Below are 16,514 nucleotides of genomic sequence, written 5' to 3' on the forward strand. Positions count from 1 at the left end.
AGTAGAGAAAATAGGCTAGAAATAATTTAAATTATTTCTTTTCTATACATAAATAATTAAAGTTAGTAAAATGATGAAAGTTATATGCGAGAAAAGAGGGTTTTTAGTGAAAATGAATAGAAGAAAACTAGTTTCAAATATTTCAATGGCTATGTTATTAGTTGTTTTAATTGCATTCATATTTACGGATAAAGAATCTAAAATTAAAGGTTTTCCAGTACCAATGTCAGCAATTCATATTAACGATGATAAGGAAGAGGACTATCAATATATAAGTGTAATGCCTATTACAAAGGCCAGTGGATGGGAGAGCTTAGGGGAAAACGGGCATACTGTTACTTTTAAAAAAGGGGAGAGGAATGTAACTGTAATACATTATCCGGGAGAACTAACGTTTTATTTATTTGAGAAAAAGGTGAATATGGGAGATAAGATAAAGATGTAATTCGTTAAGGGTTACATCTTTTTTTGATTCTGAATTATTTGAAATAAAATTAGATAGATGGTTTGATAGATGTAGTGATAAATATGATAAGTTCTATATGTTGATAAAAAGCATCGAAGAGACCATAAAAACATTATGTAAATTAAAAGTTGTAAGTGGAAGATAAATTATATCTTAAGGGGGAATTAAAAATGTTACTAAAAACAATTTACTGTGAAGTGGAAGAAGAGAAAAAAGAGTTATTTTCAAACGCACAAGAAAAATGGCGCGATATACAGCATCTAGATGGATTTCATGGACAATTTGGTGGATGGAATAAAGATGAGGCATGTGTATTTACTTTATGGGAAAATCGAAATGCATATCAATCATTTATGAATGGTGCTCACGATACAATTTATTTAAATAGTAATCAAGAGGATACGTTTCTTTCATGTGAAATTGAATTATTTCAAACGTTGTATGATATAACTGATACGCATTTAAAAGACGTTGTTACAGAAGGATCATTCGTAAGAGTTGCTATATGTGATGTAAAGGTGGAAAAGGAAAATCATTTTTTACATAAGCAAGAAACAATTTGGAATAAAGGAATGGAAAAAGCAAAAGGAATGTTAGGTGGAGTAGTTGGGAAGTCTTTAAAAAATGAAAATCGTTACATAGTGTTAACGTATTGGAAAGATGAAAAGACGCATCAACATTATGTGGAAGAGATTTTCCCAGATTTATATAAATTAGCTAATATTCATGAAGATACAGAAGAGATAAAAGGAAAACAAGCTGTATGTAAGGAAGAATGGCTTGTATATTAAACAAAGAAAAAGTGCATAAATGAATGTATAATAAAGATATTTTCTTATAAACAAGTAATTAATAGAAGACGTTATATACCCTTTCATGTTAATATATTTAAGTTATAATAGGAGGCTTACCCTTTTGTATTGTACGGTAGAAGCAGTGTGAGCTTGAAATTTTTTTAGAAAAGGATGTGCCTAATTTGCGTATCAATAAATTTATTAGTGAAGCTGGAAAAGCGTCTCGACGTGGAGCGGATAAACTAATTAATGAGAGAAGAGTAATTATTAACGGTAAGGTTGCAAAAATTGGTGACCAAGTGAACCCAGGTGATGATGTACGAGTAAATGGAGAGCAGCTTCGAATTGCTCGAGATCATGTATATATCGCTTTAAATAAACCAGTAGGTATTACATGTACCAGTGAAAAAGCTGTAAAAGGTAATATTATCGATTTAGTGAACCATCCTTTACGAATTAGTCACATTGGTCGTCTTGATAAAGACTCAGACGGTTTAATTTTGTTAACGAATGATGGTGATATTGTTAATGAAATTTTACGTGCTGAAAATAAACATGAGAAAGAATATATCGTTTCAGTAGATAAGCCTATTACCCCTGATTTCTTAGAAAAAATGGCAGCTGGTGTGAAAATTTTAGGAACGAAAACACTTCCTTGTGAGATCACACAGTTATCAAAATATGAGTTCAAAATTATTTTAACACAAGGGCTAAATCGTCAAATTCGTCGTATGTGTGAAGCTTTAGGTTATCAAGTATACACGTTAAAACGTACGAGAATTATGAATATTGAATTGAATAATTTACCCGTTGGACAGTGGAGAGATTTAACGAAGAAAGAGAAAAGACGTCTATTTGCAGACTTAAATTACGAACCACAAGATTGGTAAAATTGTGAAGTGAAACCAAAAAAATTTGGTTTAACTTTTTTAAATTAAATAAATAATTTTTTTAAACACTTGCAAAAATAAAATGAATAAGATATATTAAATAACAATAAATGGATGTTTTACAAAAGCGAAGAAAAGGACACGAGTTATTTTCCCCGGTTATACAGAGAAGGAAGGAAAGCTGAGAACTTCCTAACGCAGAAAAATAACTTACCACCTTAGAGCTGCACTAGGGAAACGAAGTATCTAGTGCCGTGTAAGCGACGTTATCGCAAAAGAAGCCATTATGTTTTTTGTGATGGGAATCTGGGTGGAACCACGGATATAAGCATATTCGTCCCTATATTTAGGGATGAATATGCTTTTTTTGCATTCAATTTCATAATAAGCGAAGAAAAGGACACGAGTTATTTTCCCCGGTTATACAGAGAAGGAAGGAAAGCTGAGAACTTCCTAACGCAGAAAAATAACTTACCACCTTAGAGCTGCACTGGGGAAATTAAGTATCTAGTGCCGTATAAACGACGTTACCGTAAAAGAAGCCATTGTTTGTTCACAATGGGAATCTGGGTGGAACCACGGGTATAAGCACGCTCGTCCCTATTTTAGGGATGAGTGTGCTTTTTATTATGAAATGGAGAGATGAAAAATGAAAGAACAAATGATTGAAATTAAATTTCCAGATGGTAGCGTGAAAGAATTTGTAAAAGGAATTACTTTAGAAGAAATTGCGGGATCCATTAGCAGTAGTTTGAAAAAGAAAGCAGTCGCGGGGAAAGTAAATGATGGATTATATGATTTACGCCGAAATATTGAAGAAAATGCGGAAGTGGAAATCATTACTATAGATTCAAATGAAGGGGTAGAAATTGCAAGACACTCAGCAGCACATATTTTAGCGCAAGCTGTAAAAAGAATGTATGGTGATATAAATCTTGGAGTAGGGCCTGTTATTGAAAATGGATTTTATTATGATATGGATCTTCCAAGTAGTGTAAACATGGAAGATTTACGAAAAATCGAAAAAGAAATGAAAAAGATCACAAATGAAAATATAAAGATAGAACGAGTTGAGGTTTCTCGAGAAGAAGCAGCTAAACTGTTTCAAGAAATGAACGATCTCTTGAAATTAGAACTTTTAGAAGCAATTCCTAGTGGGGAAAGTGTAACACTATATAAACAAGGGGAATTTGTAGATTTATGTAGAGGACCACATTTACCATCTACAGGTTATTTGAAAGCATTTCAATTAACTCACGTTTCCGGTGCATATTGGCGAGGTGATAGTAATAACCAAGTGCTTCAGCGTATATATGGCGTTGCATTCTCTTCTCAAAAAGAATTAGAAGAGTATTTACATTTCGTTGAAGAAGCAGCAAAAAGAAATCATCGTAAGTTAGGCAGTGAGCTTGAGTTATTTATGTTTTCTGAAGAGGCTCCGGGGATGCCATTTTATTTACCGAAAGGACAAATGATTCGTAACGAATTGGAAGCATTTTTAAGAGAAATTCAAAAAGAGTATAAGTATCAAGAAGTACGCACTCCGTTCATGATGAACCAAGAAGTATGGGAGAGATCAGGGCACTGGGGACATTATAAAGATAATATGTATTTCTCTGAAGTAGATAATAAAAGTTTTGCATTAAAACCGATGAACTGTCCAGGGCACATGCTTATGTTTAAAAATAAATTGCATTCTTATCGTGAATTACCGATTCGTATGTGTGAATTTGGTCAAGTACATCGCCATGAATTTAGTGGTGCATTAAACGGGTTATTAAGAGTACGTACTTTCTGCCAAGATGATGCACATTTATTTGTAACTCCAAAACAAATTGAAGATGAAATTAAATCAGTAATGGCGCAAATTGATTACGTTTATAAAACTTTTGGATTCGAATATGAAGTAGAGCTTTCTACTCGTCCAGAAGATTCAATGGGGGATGATAAGTTATGGGAGCAAGCAGAAGCAGCATTAGAAAATGTATTACAATCGCTAAATTATAAATATAGACTAAATGAAGGTGACGGTGCATTTTACGGGCCGAAAATTGATTTTCATATTAAAGATGCTTTAAATAGAAGTCACCAGTGCGGAACAATCCAGCTTGATTTCCAAATGCCAGAGAAATTTGATTTAAATTATATAGATGAAAATAATGAAAAGAAAAGACCAGTTGTTATTCATCGGGCAGTTTTAGGTTCATTAGATCGCTTCTTAGCAATATTAATTGAGCACTTTGGAGGTGCGTTCCCGGCATGGGTAGCACCAGTTCAAGTGAAAGTAATTCCAGTTTCAAATGCAGTACATGAACAATATGCCAGTGAGGTTGCACATAAATTAGCACAAGCTGGGATTCGTGTTGAACAAGATGCACGAGATGAAAAACTAGGATATAAAATAAGAGAAGTACAAATGCAAAAAGTACCGTATGTTCTTGTTATTGGCGATAAGGAAATGGAAAAAGGAGCTGTAAATGTACGTAAATATGGGGAAGAGAAGTCAGAAGTTGTTGCGCTAGATGTGTTTGTGGCAAGTATTGAAGAGGAAATAAAGAATAGAAAATATTGATTGTAAAGAACACACACTCTTAGAAATTAGTGTGTGTTCTTTTTTATCTTACAAAAATGTAAGGTAAATGTAAGCGAAATCGAGGGAACGAGTTGTAGAAAAATGAGAATATGAAGTAGGAAATAGGAAATAGATTCATGTTAAGGGTGTAACTCTTATTGAATGAATAATTAAAAAATTATTAAGGATTTACATGACAAAATAATAAGAAATATGTGAGAAATTAATTTTATACAAAAGGGATGGAGTGAAAGAGATGTCAGCAAATGTAGTTACTGTAGAAAGTGTAGAAAAAACGTATGGAAAAAGAAATGAGAATCAGTCAAAAGCATTAAGGGGTGTATCGTTAAGTATTAAAGAAGGAGAATTTGTCGGGATCATGGGACCTTCTGGGTCTGGAAAAACGACGTTACTTAATGTGATAAGTACACTTGACCAAGCGACAGGTGGTAGTGTGACGATAGTTGGTACAAATATTACTTCTATGAAGGGCAATGCGTTATCTGATTTTCGCTCTCAAAAATTAGGTTTCATTTTTCAAGATTTTAATCTACTAGAAAACTTATCAATTTATGAAAATATAGCTTTACCACTTTCTTTGCAAGGCGTACCATCAAGTGAGATTACTGGGAAGGTAAATGACGTTGCGAAGAAATTAGGCATCACTGAAATTTTAAAAAAATATCCGACGGCTGTTTCTGGAGGACAAAAGCAAAGAACAGCGGCAGCACGAGCTTTAGTACATAATCCAGCAATTGTATTAGCAGATGAACCGACAGGAGCGCTTGATAGTAAAAATGCAAAAAGTTTATTAGAAGCGATGCAAGATTTACATGAAAATCACAATGTAAGTATTTTAATGGTTACACACGATGCATTTAGTGCAAGTTATTGTGAGCGTATTTTATTTATTCAAGATGGTCTTCTTTATAAAGAATTAAATCGTCAAGGCACTCGAGAGAATTTCTATCAAGACATTTTAGGTGTGCTCGCTCATATGGGCTCAGCTGCTGAGTCTAAGTAGGGGGCGAAACTATGTTATTTAAATTATCACGTCATAGTATGAAAAAGATGTTAAAAGATTATATGGTTTTACTTATTGGCCTCGTTATTAGTATTAGTATTTTCTACATGTTCCAAACGATGGCGATGAATAGTGAATTTACGAAAGATAATAGCCTAATTAGTAGTATTAGACTCGTCTTTTGGGTAGGTGCAATACTATTATCTTTCATTACTGTATTTTATATTATATATGCCAACTCTTTCTTACTCACGTTAAGAAGAAAAGAACTCGGTATGTACATGATGCTTGGTGCAAAAAAGAAAAAAGTAGCACAGTTATTATTTATTGAAACATTCGGTATGGGTATTGTCAGTATTATTATCGGTATTTTAGTAGGGATGTTACTTGCAAGTGTAGCAGGAAACTTTTTAATGAATGGAATGGAAATTTCAGCAAAAGGTAGTTATGCATCTGTATACACACCAGCAATTTTAGTTACAGCTATTTTCTTCTTAATACTATTTTTCATTACTGGCTTAATGAACGGTGTCCGATTGTTACGTAAAACTGAACTAGAGTTAATTCGTGAAGATGAAACACTAGATGAAGTGAAGAAAAGTAAAACTCGCATTATAATAATGACAGTACTTGGTGTATTACTAGTAAGTACAGGGTACTATTTTATGATCAATGTAAAAATATATGCTGAATTAGGTTTTATTATAGCAACCATCGTTACAACACTTGGAACATATTTTATCTTTAGTTCATTACTCCCATTTTTTGTGATGAAAATTAAGGGGAATAAAAAGCGAAATGAAACGGGCTTAAATAGTTTTACATATGCACAGCTACGCTTTCGAGTAAATAGTTTATCGAGAGTATTGGGCACTGTAGCGATGTTAATTGCATTAGGAGCAGGTGCGATGACTGCAGGTATGGCTTTCCAAAAAAATGTAGGTATTATGACAGACTTTTCTCGTGTATATGATGTTGTAATTCATGATCCGAATGATCAAGACAAAGCTGCCTTAAAAGAAATGGAAATTGTTGAAGAAAGCAAGTACAACTATAAAGTAGATGGAGAAGCGGTTTATTATTTACGTAACGACTTAACTGCGAAACCACCACTTGTTTCAGACCATTTTGATACAAAAACGTTAAAAGAGCCTGTTCGTAAACGTGTGACTGAACCTTTAACTGAACCTGTATATTCAGCTTTAGAGGCTCCTGAATTAGCAAAATTCCCTCATATGCCAAAGGATTGGGAAGACGCAGTTGTAAGAGAGATACAAATTACGCATAATCAATTTAGCGGAAAACCAGTAAGAATTGCAGACGAAGAGCATTATAAAGGAATTCAAGGAACAGAACACACTGTAACATTAGCAAAAGTAGATGATATGAAAAAGTATAAACCGTTATTGATTGAAATAGATAAGAGACAAAAAGAACAAATTGAAAAAACAACAGGTACAAAAGTAGACATATTTACGAAAATGACAATTTATCAGTTTATGAACAGCTTCATGAGCGGAACAATGTTTATGGGATTTTTCCTCGGAATTGCCTTTTTAGCAATGATGGCAAGTTCCCTTATGTTCAAAATATTAACAGGTGCTTCTCGTGATGTACGCCGTTATGAAATGTTACGAAAAATTGGTGTAAGACGTAGTATGTTAACGAAAAGTATATATAAAGAAATTTCATATTTATTTATCTTCCCAGCGATCATTGGCATTTCTCACGTATTAGTAGGGCTTAACTTATTCAGCTTTATATTAGTTGACCCGTTTGTAAAAGTATGGGTGCCGATAGGGATTTTCTTAGTCATTTATTTCATGTATTACTGGATAACTGTTCAACTTTATAAAGGTATGGTAATGCCGAAAGAAGAAGTAGCTAAATAGTTTATGAAAAGAGTCCTTGTGTTGAGAATAAGGGCTCTTTTTTATGTTTTTTATAAAGAAGGAAAAGATTGGATAATGGTCGAAAAATATAATATTATTTCTAATAAATTACTAAAATGATAATGTTTTAGTAAGAGAAACGATCTGAAGTATGAAAGAAATACTACAGTTAGTTGGAAACAAAGTGTATGCACGTTTTTTCTAGGGAATATTTTAGAGCGAATTAGTTCTATAATTGTTGGAATTATTCTTTCTATAGAGAGATAGAAAGAATAAAAAAGATAGCTGAAAACAAATTGTTTTCAGCTATCTTTTTTGTTTAATTTAGTGATGTCCAGCTAGTAGAGTAAACGCTATTATTAGGAGAAAACCACTAGTTGCCCACATTAGAAATGTAAGGAAAGAGAGCTGTTTCTTAGCTTTCCAAAGCATTTCATGAATTGTGACATATCCAAGTGAACCGATAGCACTTCCCATAATGAGCCCTTGCAGATGAAGAGCTTTTCCTTCCATCAAAATTCCAAAAACTGTGCCAGTACCGAGAATAAGAGAAAGTAATAAAGTCGTTAATAAAAAGGAAATATATTTATGTTTTGTAAAAAGAAATGGAATAATTAAAGCTAATCCTTCTGGAATATGGTGAACGACAATTGCTATTAAAAAGGGAATGGCAGAGTCATTATGATTTATAAAAGCTGTACCTAACGCAAATCCACTAGGTATATTATGAATAAATATAGCGAAAGAGAGAAAAAGGAAGGTTTGCCATGCTTGTTGATCTTTTTTATGTATCATTGGATGGTGACAATAGTTATCTAATAAGCTCATAACTAAAATACCGATAGCTATACCAAGTATAGGCCCAACCATTTCGTAGCTTGAAAATGTTTCAGGAATAATTTCAAGGGATAAAAGCCCAAGTAAAATACCACCACATAATGCGTATAAACGGTGCATCTTTTCTTCAATAAGTTGGCGTGTTGCTACTCCAACAGCACCTCCTAATAGTAATCCACCGAACGAAAAAAATGTTACAATCATTGGAATCCATAAACGTTCCATAGTATCACACTCCGATTCTATTCCCTTATTTTTAGCTTACGAAAAGGAAAGTTAGATTAGTCCAAGTAATTGTGTTTGATTATAGAGAAAAAAGTAGTGATTCGTTATAATTTATATATTAATTTTAAGTGAGAAAATGAAAAGGGGAATTGGTTATGCAACAAATTAAAAAAATAGGAAACTCATTTTGGTATATGACACCTGTTTCTGAAACAGATAGGCCTATCTTAGGAATGGTCGTTGGACAAGAAAAAACGTTAATGATTGATGCAGGAAATTCAGAAGAACATGCACAATTATTTTTAGAAATGTTAAAAGAACAAAATATATCGAATCCTGATTTTGTAGCATTAACGCATTGGCATTGGGACCATATTTTTGGATTATCCGTATTACGGAATGCATTAACTATTTCGCACGCTGAAACGAAAAAAGAAATGCAGGCAATAGTATCTTATGAATGGACAGATGAAGCGTTGGACGCACGCGTAAAAGAGGGTACTGAAATTGCATTTTGTGCGGATTGTATCAAGAAAGAGTTTGAAGAAAAAGCGAGAAATATTAACATTATTCCTCCAACCTTAACGTTCCAGGATCAAATGGAATTAGACCTTGGTGAAGTGACATGCGTGTTAAAACATGTGGGCGGAGATCATGCGCATGATTCAGTTGTTATGTATATAAAAGAAGAAAAGATATTGTTTGTAGGAGATTGTATATATGCAGATATTTTTTCTTCAAAGTGGAACGATACGAAGAAAAGAACGTTTAAATTGATAGATGAATTAGAGAAATTTGATGCTGAGACATATATTCTTTCTCATGGGACAGCTATAAATCGAGACGAGTTTTTACAAGAAATTCATTTGCTAAAAACAGTAGGAACATATACAGAAGCTCATAAAGGCGATGAAGAGAAGATAAAGACAGCGTATAAACAAGAGCTAGATAGAGAATTAAATGCAGATGAGTTAGAAACAATAACGTATTTTGTCAATGGTTATGAAATGAATAATCTGTAAGACACTACATTAATCAAATATAATTAAATTGCACAAAAAGAGTATTGAAATTTAATTCAATACTCTTTTTAATAGTTAAATATCTAGTTACAACCAATTTCTAAAATTAGGGCTCGTTATCTGAAGTTATATCACTTTATAGGGGTTCAGGTAGAAGCTTTCTTTGCTAATTCAGTAATATACTCGAAGAAAGTATCATGTTTTACATCGTAAACGACATTTACAGGTCGTCCATTAGCAGCTTCCTCTGTACGTCCTTGGCTTGGTCCGTATGTATGAACGATACTATTAATTGTTTCAGTTTTTGCAAGGTTAGTGTTTCCGACAAGCGCGGTAGTTAGTACATCCCATAAATAGTAGGTAGAGTTCGTTGAGAAGTGAACGAGAGGGGGAACCATTGCATAGCATTGACCAAGGAAATCCATACCAATATACTTTCGTTCTTTTGCCCACTGTTCACGTATGTTTATAGTTAACGGAACTTGGTTTGTACTTTCTAGTGTCACTAAGTCGATTTTAATTTTTGCATCCCATACACGAGCCACTGCTTTAGGGTCCCAAAACGAATTCCACTCAGCTGTTCCATCATGCTCTGGTTCATGTACATTGCCTGCTGTAAGAAATGTACCACCCATCCAAACGAGACGTTCAATTTTATCTTCGATTATGGGAGCTTCATATAATGCACGAGCAAGGTCAGTTAGGGGCCCAGAAAATAATAAAGTTGTTTTTCCTTCCGTTTGTAGAAGTATTTCTATTAAATGATGATGCGCGGGTTTTGCCGCCACGGGTGTTACAACTTTTCCAGACTCATTTAAAATTGGTAAAGCATCTACATAAAATGCATGCATCCGCCAGTCTTTTGGAAACGGGTTTTGCCCGCGAGAGTTTGAAGCGGCTACTGCAATATTACCTTTGCCGAAGCGATCGATAATTTTACGACTGGCAGACATTGCGGGTTCTAAATAGCAGTCTGCTGGGATAACAGATACACCGGTAAGCTCAACGTTTTCCATTTGAAGTAATAAAAATAATGAAATTAAATCATCTACGCCGCCATCATGATTGAAGTACACTTTTTTCTTCATTGTAATCTCCATCCTATATGATTTAGTTAGAAATTAAATATGAATTGAGGAGAAGTCATCAACAATTTCCACAACTTCAATTTCTCCATTAATCAGTAGCTCAGGAAGCTCATTTCTAATATTTCCTTTCCAATACTCTCTAGCTTGTTCGAATTTTTGAGAAAAAGGAATACCATCTTCTTTCGGTAAAAGATTACCGTCACCTTCAAAAGAACTTCCGATTACTCGTAGTTTAACAATCTGTAAAACTTCTCGATTGTAAGAATCAAATAATGCTTTCCATTTTAAAGCATCTTCATAGCTTTTAGCAGCATATAAGCAAGATAACCTGGAAGGGTATTTAGGGAATTCTTGTAGTCTAACCATTTCTACAATTGTTTCTCTAACTGCTCTAATTGTTTGATCCATATAACTCATAATTACTTTAGCATTTTCATTATTTATATGTAATTCTTCATTTTTATAGTGATTATTTAAAATTTGTATGCCATCTTCACCACTAGCATTTAATTGTTCTCTTTCAAAAAAGAAGTGATATAGAGTATTGTGTTGATTTTTGTTAACAGGAATGATTTGTCCGATATGCATTTTTTTCTTTGTTACGATATGATATACGAAAAATTCTTGTTCATTCATGGTTCTCCTCCTAGTAGTAATGTTTAAATTTAGTAATTCAACATCGAAATATATAAAACCTTTATAAGTAAAAGTTAGAATTTGAGATGAAAGTAAAGAGAATATATGAAAACGTTTTAAGTTTGTTCACAAAATGTTCACTTACGAAGGGGTTTCCAATGTCGATATAATGACAAAGACTCAAAGAGAAAGGATGATGAAGTTTGCCAACAACAAGAAAGGAAAACCTCCAATTTGGCATGATGATGTGCCTTGGGATGGTTATCGTAATGACGTTTTACAATTTACTAATGAATGAAGCAGGAGGACCAATTTATATTAAAGAGATTGCATTAGAACTATTGATTGGATTTATTATTGCGCTATTAATTGAAATATGTATCGTTGGACCTTGTGCGAAAAAAATTGTATTTATGTTACCATTTGATAAATCTAAGAAAATAAATATTATCGTTGCGATGGCGACAACTATGGTAATCGGAATGGTGTTCTTTATGTCATTTTTCGGTATGGCTATGATGCATTTACATGGTGGACTACAAGGAGATTCATTTGTTTCAATTTATGTTTCAATTTTTATTAAAAATTTCATAATGGCATATCCATTACAATTAATTATTATGGGACCGCTTGTGCGTTTCTTATTTGCAAAGTTTGTTATGAAAAAGAAATCTTTTAATGTAGCGTAATTATAATTTAAAAAACATTATATACAAATAAAAACCACACCTCGCATTTTTGAGGTGTGGTTTTTTGTTCATTCCTAGTTATTTTCATAGTGATGTGACATTTGTCCTTTTGCCATTATAGGATTATAGCTTTTAATTAAGTCAGAAATAAAAGATGAGGAGATGATTTTTTGAAAGGTATTATATTTGCTGTTTTTGCGGGGATATTTATAACACTTCAAGGAACCTTTAATGCGAAACTTAGTTCACATATCGGTATATGGTCGACGAGTATTATAACCCATTTAATTGGATTCATTATTGCAACAACTGTATTTTTGTTAAAGAAAGAAGAGAAAGTAACAGATTTAAAGAGTGTGAAAAAAGTATATTTAGCAGCGGGTGCATTTGGTGGATTCATTATTTGTGCAGAAACTATGTCGATATATTCATTAGGAGTTACATTGACAGCTGGTACACTAATGGTTGCTCAATTGTTAACGGCAACAGTTATTGAAATGAAAGGACTGTTTCATATAAAAAAGATACAGATGGAGAGATATCATATTGTGGGAACAATAGTAATGATTATAGGTATTGTTTTATTTAATATGTAAATGAAAGGGGGAAATGAATATGTGGGATAGATCAAGTTTAATTACGCATTATTTAAAAAACAATAAAACGCTCGAGGTATTTTCAGAAATAGATACAGCGTATTTTCAAATAAATCACTTTGAAAAAGGCGAGCTTATTTGCAATATAGATGACGAAATGGATCGTTTATATTTTGTTGTTAAAGGTAAAGTAAAAGTTTATACGATTACACCTGAAGGGAAGAAACTAATTCTTCGCTTTATCAATCCATTGGCCATTGTTGGTGATATTGAATTAATTCAAAATAGCAAAGCACATAATGTCGTTGAAGCTTGTTCAGATGTTGTAGCAATCTCTATTTCTAATACGGTTATTAGAAACAAGTTATTACATGATCCTATATTTATGAAGTTCTTGCTTGAAAACATTGCGAACACGTTAAAAATATCGACTCGTTTTACTGCTCTTAATTTACTGTATCCTGTAGAAGTACGTGTAGCTAGTTATTTACTTTCAATTTCAACAGATAGTAACGGGAATATGTATAAAGGGGATTTGGATGCAACTTCGGTAACGAGTATTGCAGATTTTATAGGGGTAAGTTATAGGCACGTAATTCGGGTATTACAAAGATTTTATAATGAAAAACTAATTGAAAAGAGTAATGGAGTTATTGTAATTAAGGATTTTTCTAGAATGAAGGAAGTCGCTAAAGATAATATATATGAGCAATGAAAGGGAGAGGAAGATTTTGATTGGATTTAGTTTAGCCATATTAGCAGGAATATTAATTAGCTTACAATCTGTTTTTAATGCAAAAGTAAATGAAAATGTAGGACAGTGGTTAACGACTACATGTGTCCTTGGAATAGGTCTCATTAGTTCTATTCTATTTTATATCATTACAGAAAACAGTAGTAACATTAAAGTGTATACTACAAATTATTTGTTTTATGTAAGTGGACTGTTTGGCATCGGGTTAATTATTTGCATAATGGGTGCAATAAAGAGCTTAGGTCCAGCATATACGGTGCTAATTAGTCTTATTACTCAATTGGTCGTTGCGTTATTCATTGATACATTCGGATTATTTGGAATGGAGAGCATTCCATTACAAATAAATAAATTAGTTGGTATAGGTTTATTAATTGTGGGAGTAGGAATTTTTAAAAATCTATTTTTGAATAAGAAAGCTATTAAAATAACTGAAGATGAGATTTAAAGAATATAAAGGAAATGTGTTAATGTTCAGATTATATATTTATGCAGTAGGGAATGCTTTTCTTATATGCCCTGTTTGTGAAAGGTTTGTATCTATTTAATAAAAAAACGTGAGTTAGCAATTAGCATAGTTGAAAAGAAAACATCGATATGTCGAGGTCTTCTTTATTTATTGTTTTGAGATTATAAGAATTTAAGTATAGGATTATGAGAAGTGTTTTTAGATAAGGAGAATATGACTGGAAATTAAAATATTACTAAATATACGTAACTAATGAATACAATGTCTTTTTCAGTTATTAAGTTGTAAATCATTTTATGATAAAATCTTTTACATAATTTAATAAAGGGGTAGTATTCAATGGGTTATTTCTCAAATGGTTTATTAGTTTTGTTTGTGCTAATCGTATGCAGTTGTATATTTTTTGGTTGATAATATAATGAGAGTCTTATATAAAAGAAGTTATCTTAAGTGAGATAACTTCTTTTTATTTTATATTGAGAAGGAATTCTATCTTTCTTATTGAAGTTTGTTCTAGTTATTTTTACATCGATCAGATTTGTGTAAAGGGAATTTTATGAAATAAAAACAAGCCTGAGAATAGGGAGTATTGACATGGAAAATAGTATACGCTACACAAGTGAACATCCTACAGATTTTAATGGATTATTATCCTTATACGAATCTTTAGGATGGAATTCTCTTAAATTAACGGTTAACGAGTTAGAACGAATGTGTAAGCAAAGTTGGTATGCAATTTCTGTTTTTGATGATAAGAGGTTAGTAGGGATGGGGCGTGTCATATCAGATGGAGTCATAACAGGCATTATTTGTGGAGTTGGTGTATTGCCAAAATATCAGTCTAGTGGCATCGGAAAAGAAATAGTGAAACGATTAATCCAGCACTGTGAACAAAATAAGGTTATTCCACAACTTATGTGTGTAGAAAAATTGCAATCTTACTATGAATCTATAGGGTTTGAAGCATTCTCTATTGGGATGACAAAACATATTATAAGATAGAGGTGCTTTATCCCGCTATTTGTCGGGTAGTAAAACCCCACGGATTAAAGTTTCACTTTATATTTTCAGTTTACTCGTACATATTTTCAAACTTCAATATAAAGGAGAATGGCTGTATGGAGATTGCTAAAGGGATAGAAATGTTACAACTTGAATTTCAAGAATTTGTTATTCATCCAATTCTTTTATGGGATGATGAAATGGCAGTATTAATAGATACGGGTTTCCCAGGACAAATTGAAGATATACAAGTAGAGATGGAAAAGATTGGGGTATCATTTGATAAGTTAAAAGTCGTGATTTTGACGCATCAGGATATTGATCATATAGGTAGTCTGCCAGAATTGTTGCAGCGCTGTCGAAGTAATATTAAAGTTTATGCGCACGAACTAGATAAGCCATATATCGAGGGGGATTTACCTTTATTGAAGGACGGAAATGTAGAGAACCGCCCAAAAGGAAAAGTGAGTGATACTGTGATTGACGGGCAAGAACTTCCGTATTGCGGTGGAATACTAATTCTTCATACTCCAGGGCATACTCCGGGTCATATTAGTTTATATTTGAAACAAAGCAAAATTCTTATTGCAGGAGACTCTATGTATAGTGTGAATGGGATGTTAGGAGGAATTCACGCCCCAACAACTATAAATATTAAGGAAGCAAAGCAGTCTTTGAAGAAGTATTTAAATTTACATATTGAATCTGTAGTTTGTTACCATGGGGGATTAAGTAAGGAGAATATAAATGTTCAACTTCAAAATTTGTAAAGTTAAAATGGAGTTTTTTGTTAAGTGACGTTGAAGTATAATCTGATTATTAGTATATAAATAAATTATAAAAGAGCATGTTTGAAAAAATTAAACATGCTCTTTTATTAAAGTAAATCAGTTTAATATGAATGAGCTAACCCATTCCAATAAAAAGAAACGATTTCTTGTGCTAATTCATCTATATTTGCCAGAATAGGATTGTGATTTTCATCTTTAAAATTCCCAATTGATAATAAAGATACGAAAGCATGAGCCACAAATTTAGCGTTTCCTTTCGGAATTTCTCCCATGTGCATCGCAGTATCGAGTGCTTTTTCTAGCACTTCATACATATTATTTTCAGCATTTTTTAATTCCTTCAATTGTTCTTCAGATAACGACAGTTTAGCATCTTTCATAAAATTTTTCATATCAATATCCATCGTTGCGTGTAAGTAAACTTTGGCGAAGTCTAATAATCTTTCTTCTAAAGTTTTGTTTGTAGAGAGTATTTGAGACATATTCTCTCGTATACGTATCATCATTTGGGTCATAGTAGCGGTAAATAAATCGGCTTTTGTTGAATAGTAATAGTAGACGGTTGCTTTCGTAACACCACAAACTTTTGCGACTTCATCCATAGAAACGACTTGATAATTTTGTGTAAGAAATAAGCGAGTTGCCACTTCTAAAATGGTTTCTTTTGTAGATTTTGTATTTTTATTTTGACGTGGCCTTCCGAGAGGACGTTGTTTTTGTTCCAAATCCATTCGCTCCTGACATTTATTCTTGAGATAATTATAACA

At 32.7% G+C, this 16,514-nt stretch carries 17 protein-coding genes and 2 other annotated features; of the genes, 13 read left to right on the forward strand and 4 right to left on the reverse strand.

Going from position 1 to position 16,514, the window contains the following annotated elements:
- Positions 1 to 70: 70 nt before the first annotated feature.
- The 6 genes from ACTFRH_RS08005 (at position 71) to ACTFRH_RS08030 (ending at position 7,638) form a co-directional block, all read left to right on the forward strand.
- A complete protein-coding gene (locus tag ACTFRH_RS08005) occupies positions 71 to 445 on the forward strand; it encodes a hypothetical protein (RefSeq protein WP_003301144.1) in 375 nt (124 codons plus the stop codon).
- A gap of 191 nt (positions 446 to 636) precedes the next feature.
- Positions 637 to 1,257, forward strand: a complete 621-nt coding sequence (locus tag ACTFRH_RS08010) for a YdbC family protein (protein WP_000925137.1) — start codon at positions 637 to 639, stop codon at positions 1,255 to 1,257.
- Positions 1,258 to 1,442: 185 nt separating this feature from the next.
- On the forward strand, positions 1,443 to 2,150 hold the full coding sequence (gene rluF / locus ACTFRH_RS08015; RefSeq protein ID WP_001222158.1) for a 23S rRNA pseudouridine(2604) synthase RluF: 708 nt from the start codon (positions 1,443 to 1,445) through the stop codon (positions 2,148 to 2,150).
- A 121-nt stretch (positions 2,151 to 2,271) separates the two neighbouring features.
- Positions 2,272 to 2,495, forward strand: a binding site (T-box leader).
- A 37-nt stretch (positions 2,496 to 2,532) separates the two neighbouring features.
- Positions 2,533 to 2,755 (forward strand) — a binding site (T-box leader).
- Positions 2,756 to 2,799: 44 nt separating this feature from the next.
- Positions 2,800 to 4,722 (forward strand): threonine--tRNA ligase, encoded by a 1,923-nt coding sequence (gene thrS / locus ACTFRH_RS08020; protein WP_000663060.1) that lies wholly within the window; start codon positions 2,800 to 2,802, stop codon positions 4,720 to 4,722.
- A 256-nt stretch (positions 4,723 to 4,978) separates the two neighbouring features.
- Entirely contained in the window at positions 4,979 to 5,746 is a 768-nt protein-coding gene (locus ACTFRH_RS08025) for an ABC transporter ATP-binding protein (protein WP_001275723.1), read from the forward strand.
- An 11-nt stretch (positions 5,747 to 5,757) separates the two neighbouring features.
- On the forward strand, positions 5,758 to 7,638 hold the full coding sequence (locus ACTFRH_RS08030; RefSeq protein ID WP_000897850.1) for an FtsX-like permease family protein: 1,881 nt from the start codon (positions 5,758 to 5,760) through the stop codon (positions 7,636 to 7,638).
- 324 nt (positions 7,639 to 7,962) lie between these two features.
- Here ACTFRH_RS08030 and ACTFRH_RS08035 read toward each other — a convergent pair whose 3' ends face one another.
- Positions 7,963 to 8,700: a ZIP family metal transporter gene (locus tag ACTFRH_RS08035; protein ID WP_000440631.1), complete on the reverse strand. Its 738-nt coding sequence runs from the start codon at positions 8,698 to 8,700 to the stop codon at positions 7,963 to 7,965.
- 155 nt (positions 8,701 to 8,855) lie between these two features.
- Between ACTFRH_RS08035 and ACTFRH_RS08040 the strand changes: the two genes are divergently transcribed.
- Positions 8,856 to 9,722, forward strand: coding sequence for an MBL fold metallo-hydrolase (locus tag ACTFRH_RS08040; RefSeq protein WP_001184111.1), 867 nt, complete (start codon positions 8,856 to 8,858; stop codon positions 9,720 to 9,722).
- A gap of 146 nt (positions 9,723 to 9,868) precedes the next feature.
- Here ACTFRH_RS08040 and ACTFRH_RS08045 read toward each other — a convergent pair whose 3' ends face one another.
- Positions 9,869 to 10,822 (reverse strand): nucleoside hydrolase, encoded by a 954-nt coding sequence (locus tag ACTFRH_RS08045; protein WP_003301141.1) that lies wholly within the window; start codon positions 10,820 to 10,822, stop codon positions 9,869 to 9,871.
- Positions 10,823 to 10,843: 21 nt separating this feature from the next.
- The gene (locus ACTFRH_RS08050; protein WP_001005207.1) at positions 10,844 to 11,446 is read right to left on the reverse strand and encodes a DUF2441 domain-containing protein; all 603 of its coding nucleotides are present in this window, start codon (positions 11,444 to 11,446) and stop codon (positions 10,844 to 10,846) included.
- A 203-nt stretch (positions 11,447 to 11,649) separates the two neighbouring features.
- On the opposite strand from ACTFRH_RS08050, the gene ACTFRH_RS08055 reads away from it, so the two are divergent.
- The 6 genes from ACTFRH_RS08055 (at position 11,650) to ACTFRH_RS08080 (ending at position 15,726) form a co-directional block, all read left to right on the forward strand.
- Entirely contained in the window at positions 11,650 to 12,135 is a 486-nt protein-coding gene (locus ACTFRH_RS08055; protein ID WP_002164010.1) for a DUF2798 domain-containing protein, read from the forward strand.
- 170 nt (positions 12,136 to 12,305) lie between these two features.
- A complete protein-coding gene (locus ACTFRH_RS08060; RefSeq protein WP_000676016.1) occupies positions 12,306 to 12,731 on the forward strand; it encodes a DMT family transporter in 426 nt (141 codons plus the stop codon).
- A gap of 19 nt (positions 12,732 to 12,750) precedes the next feature.
- Entirely contained in the window at positions 12,751 to 13,446 is a 696-nt protein-coding gene (locus tag ACTFRH_RS08065) for a Crp/Fnr family transcriptional regulator (RefSeq protein ID WP_000263514.1), read from the forward strand.
- 16 nt (positions 13,447 to 13,462) lie between these two features.
- Positions 13,463 to 13,933, forward strand: a complete 471-nt coding sequence (locus ACTFRH_RS08070) for a DMT family transporter (RefSeq protein WP_000579015.1) — start codon at positions 13,463 to 13,465, stop codon at positions 13,931 to 13,933.
- A gap of 615 nt (positions 13,934 to 14,548) precedes the next feature.
- A complete protein-coding gene (locus ACTFRH_RS08075) occupies positions 14,549 to 14,956 on the forward strand; it encodes a GNAT family N-acetyltransferase (RefSeq protein WP_000431734.1) in 408 nt (135 codons plus the stop codon).
- Between the two features lie 116 nt (positions 14,957 to 15,072).
- Entirely contained in the window at positions 15,073 to 15,726 is a 654-nt protein-coding gene (locus ACTFRH_RS08080; RefSeq protein WP_000401468.1) for an MBL fold metallo-hydrolase, read from the forward strand.
- Between the two features lie 122 nt (positions 15,727 to 15,848).
- Here the strand turns inward: ACTFRH_RS08080 and ACTFRH_RS08085 are convergent, their stop codons facing one another.
- Positions 15,849 to 16,472 (reverse strand): TetR/AcrR family transcriptional regulator, encoded by a 624-nt coding sequence (locus ACTFRH_RS08085; RefSeq protein WP_000436038.1) that lies wholly within the window; start codon positions 16,470 to 16,472, stop codon positions 15,849 to 15,851.
- Positions 16,473 to 16,514: the final 42 nt, after the last annotated feature.

The organism is Bacillus cereus group sp. MYBK216-1, from assembly GCF_051916495.1.
GTDB lineage: Bacteria > Bacillota > Bacilli > Bacillales > Bacillaceae_G > Bacillus_A > Bacillus_A thuringiensis_K.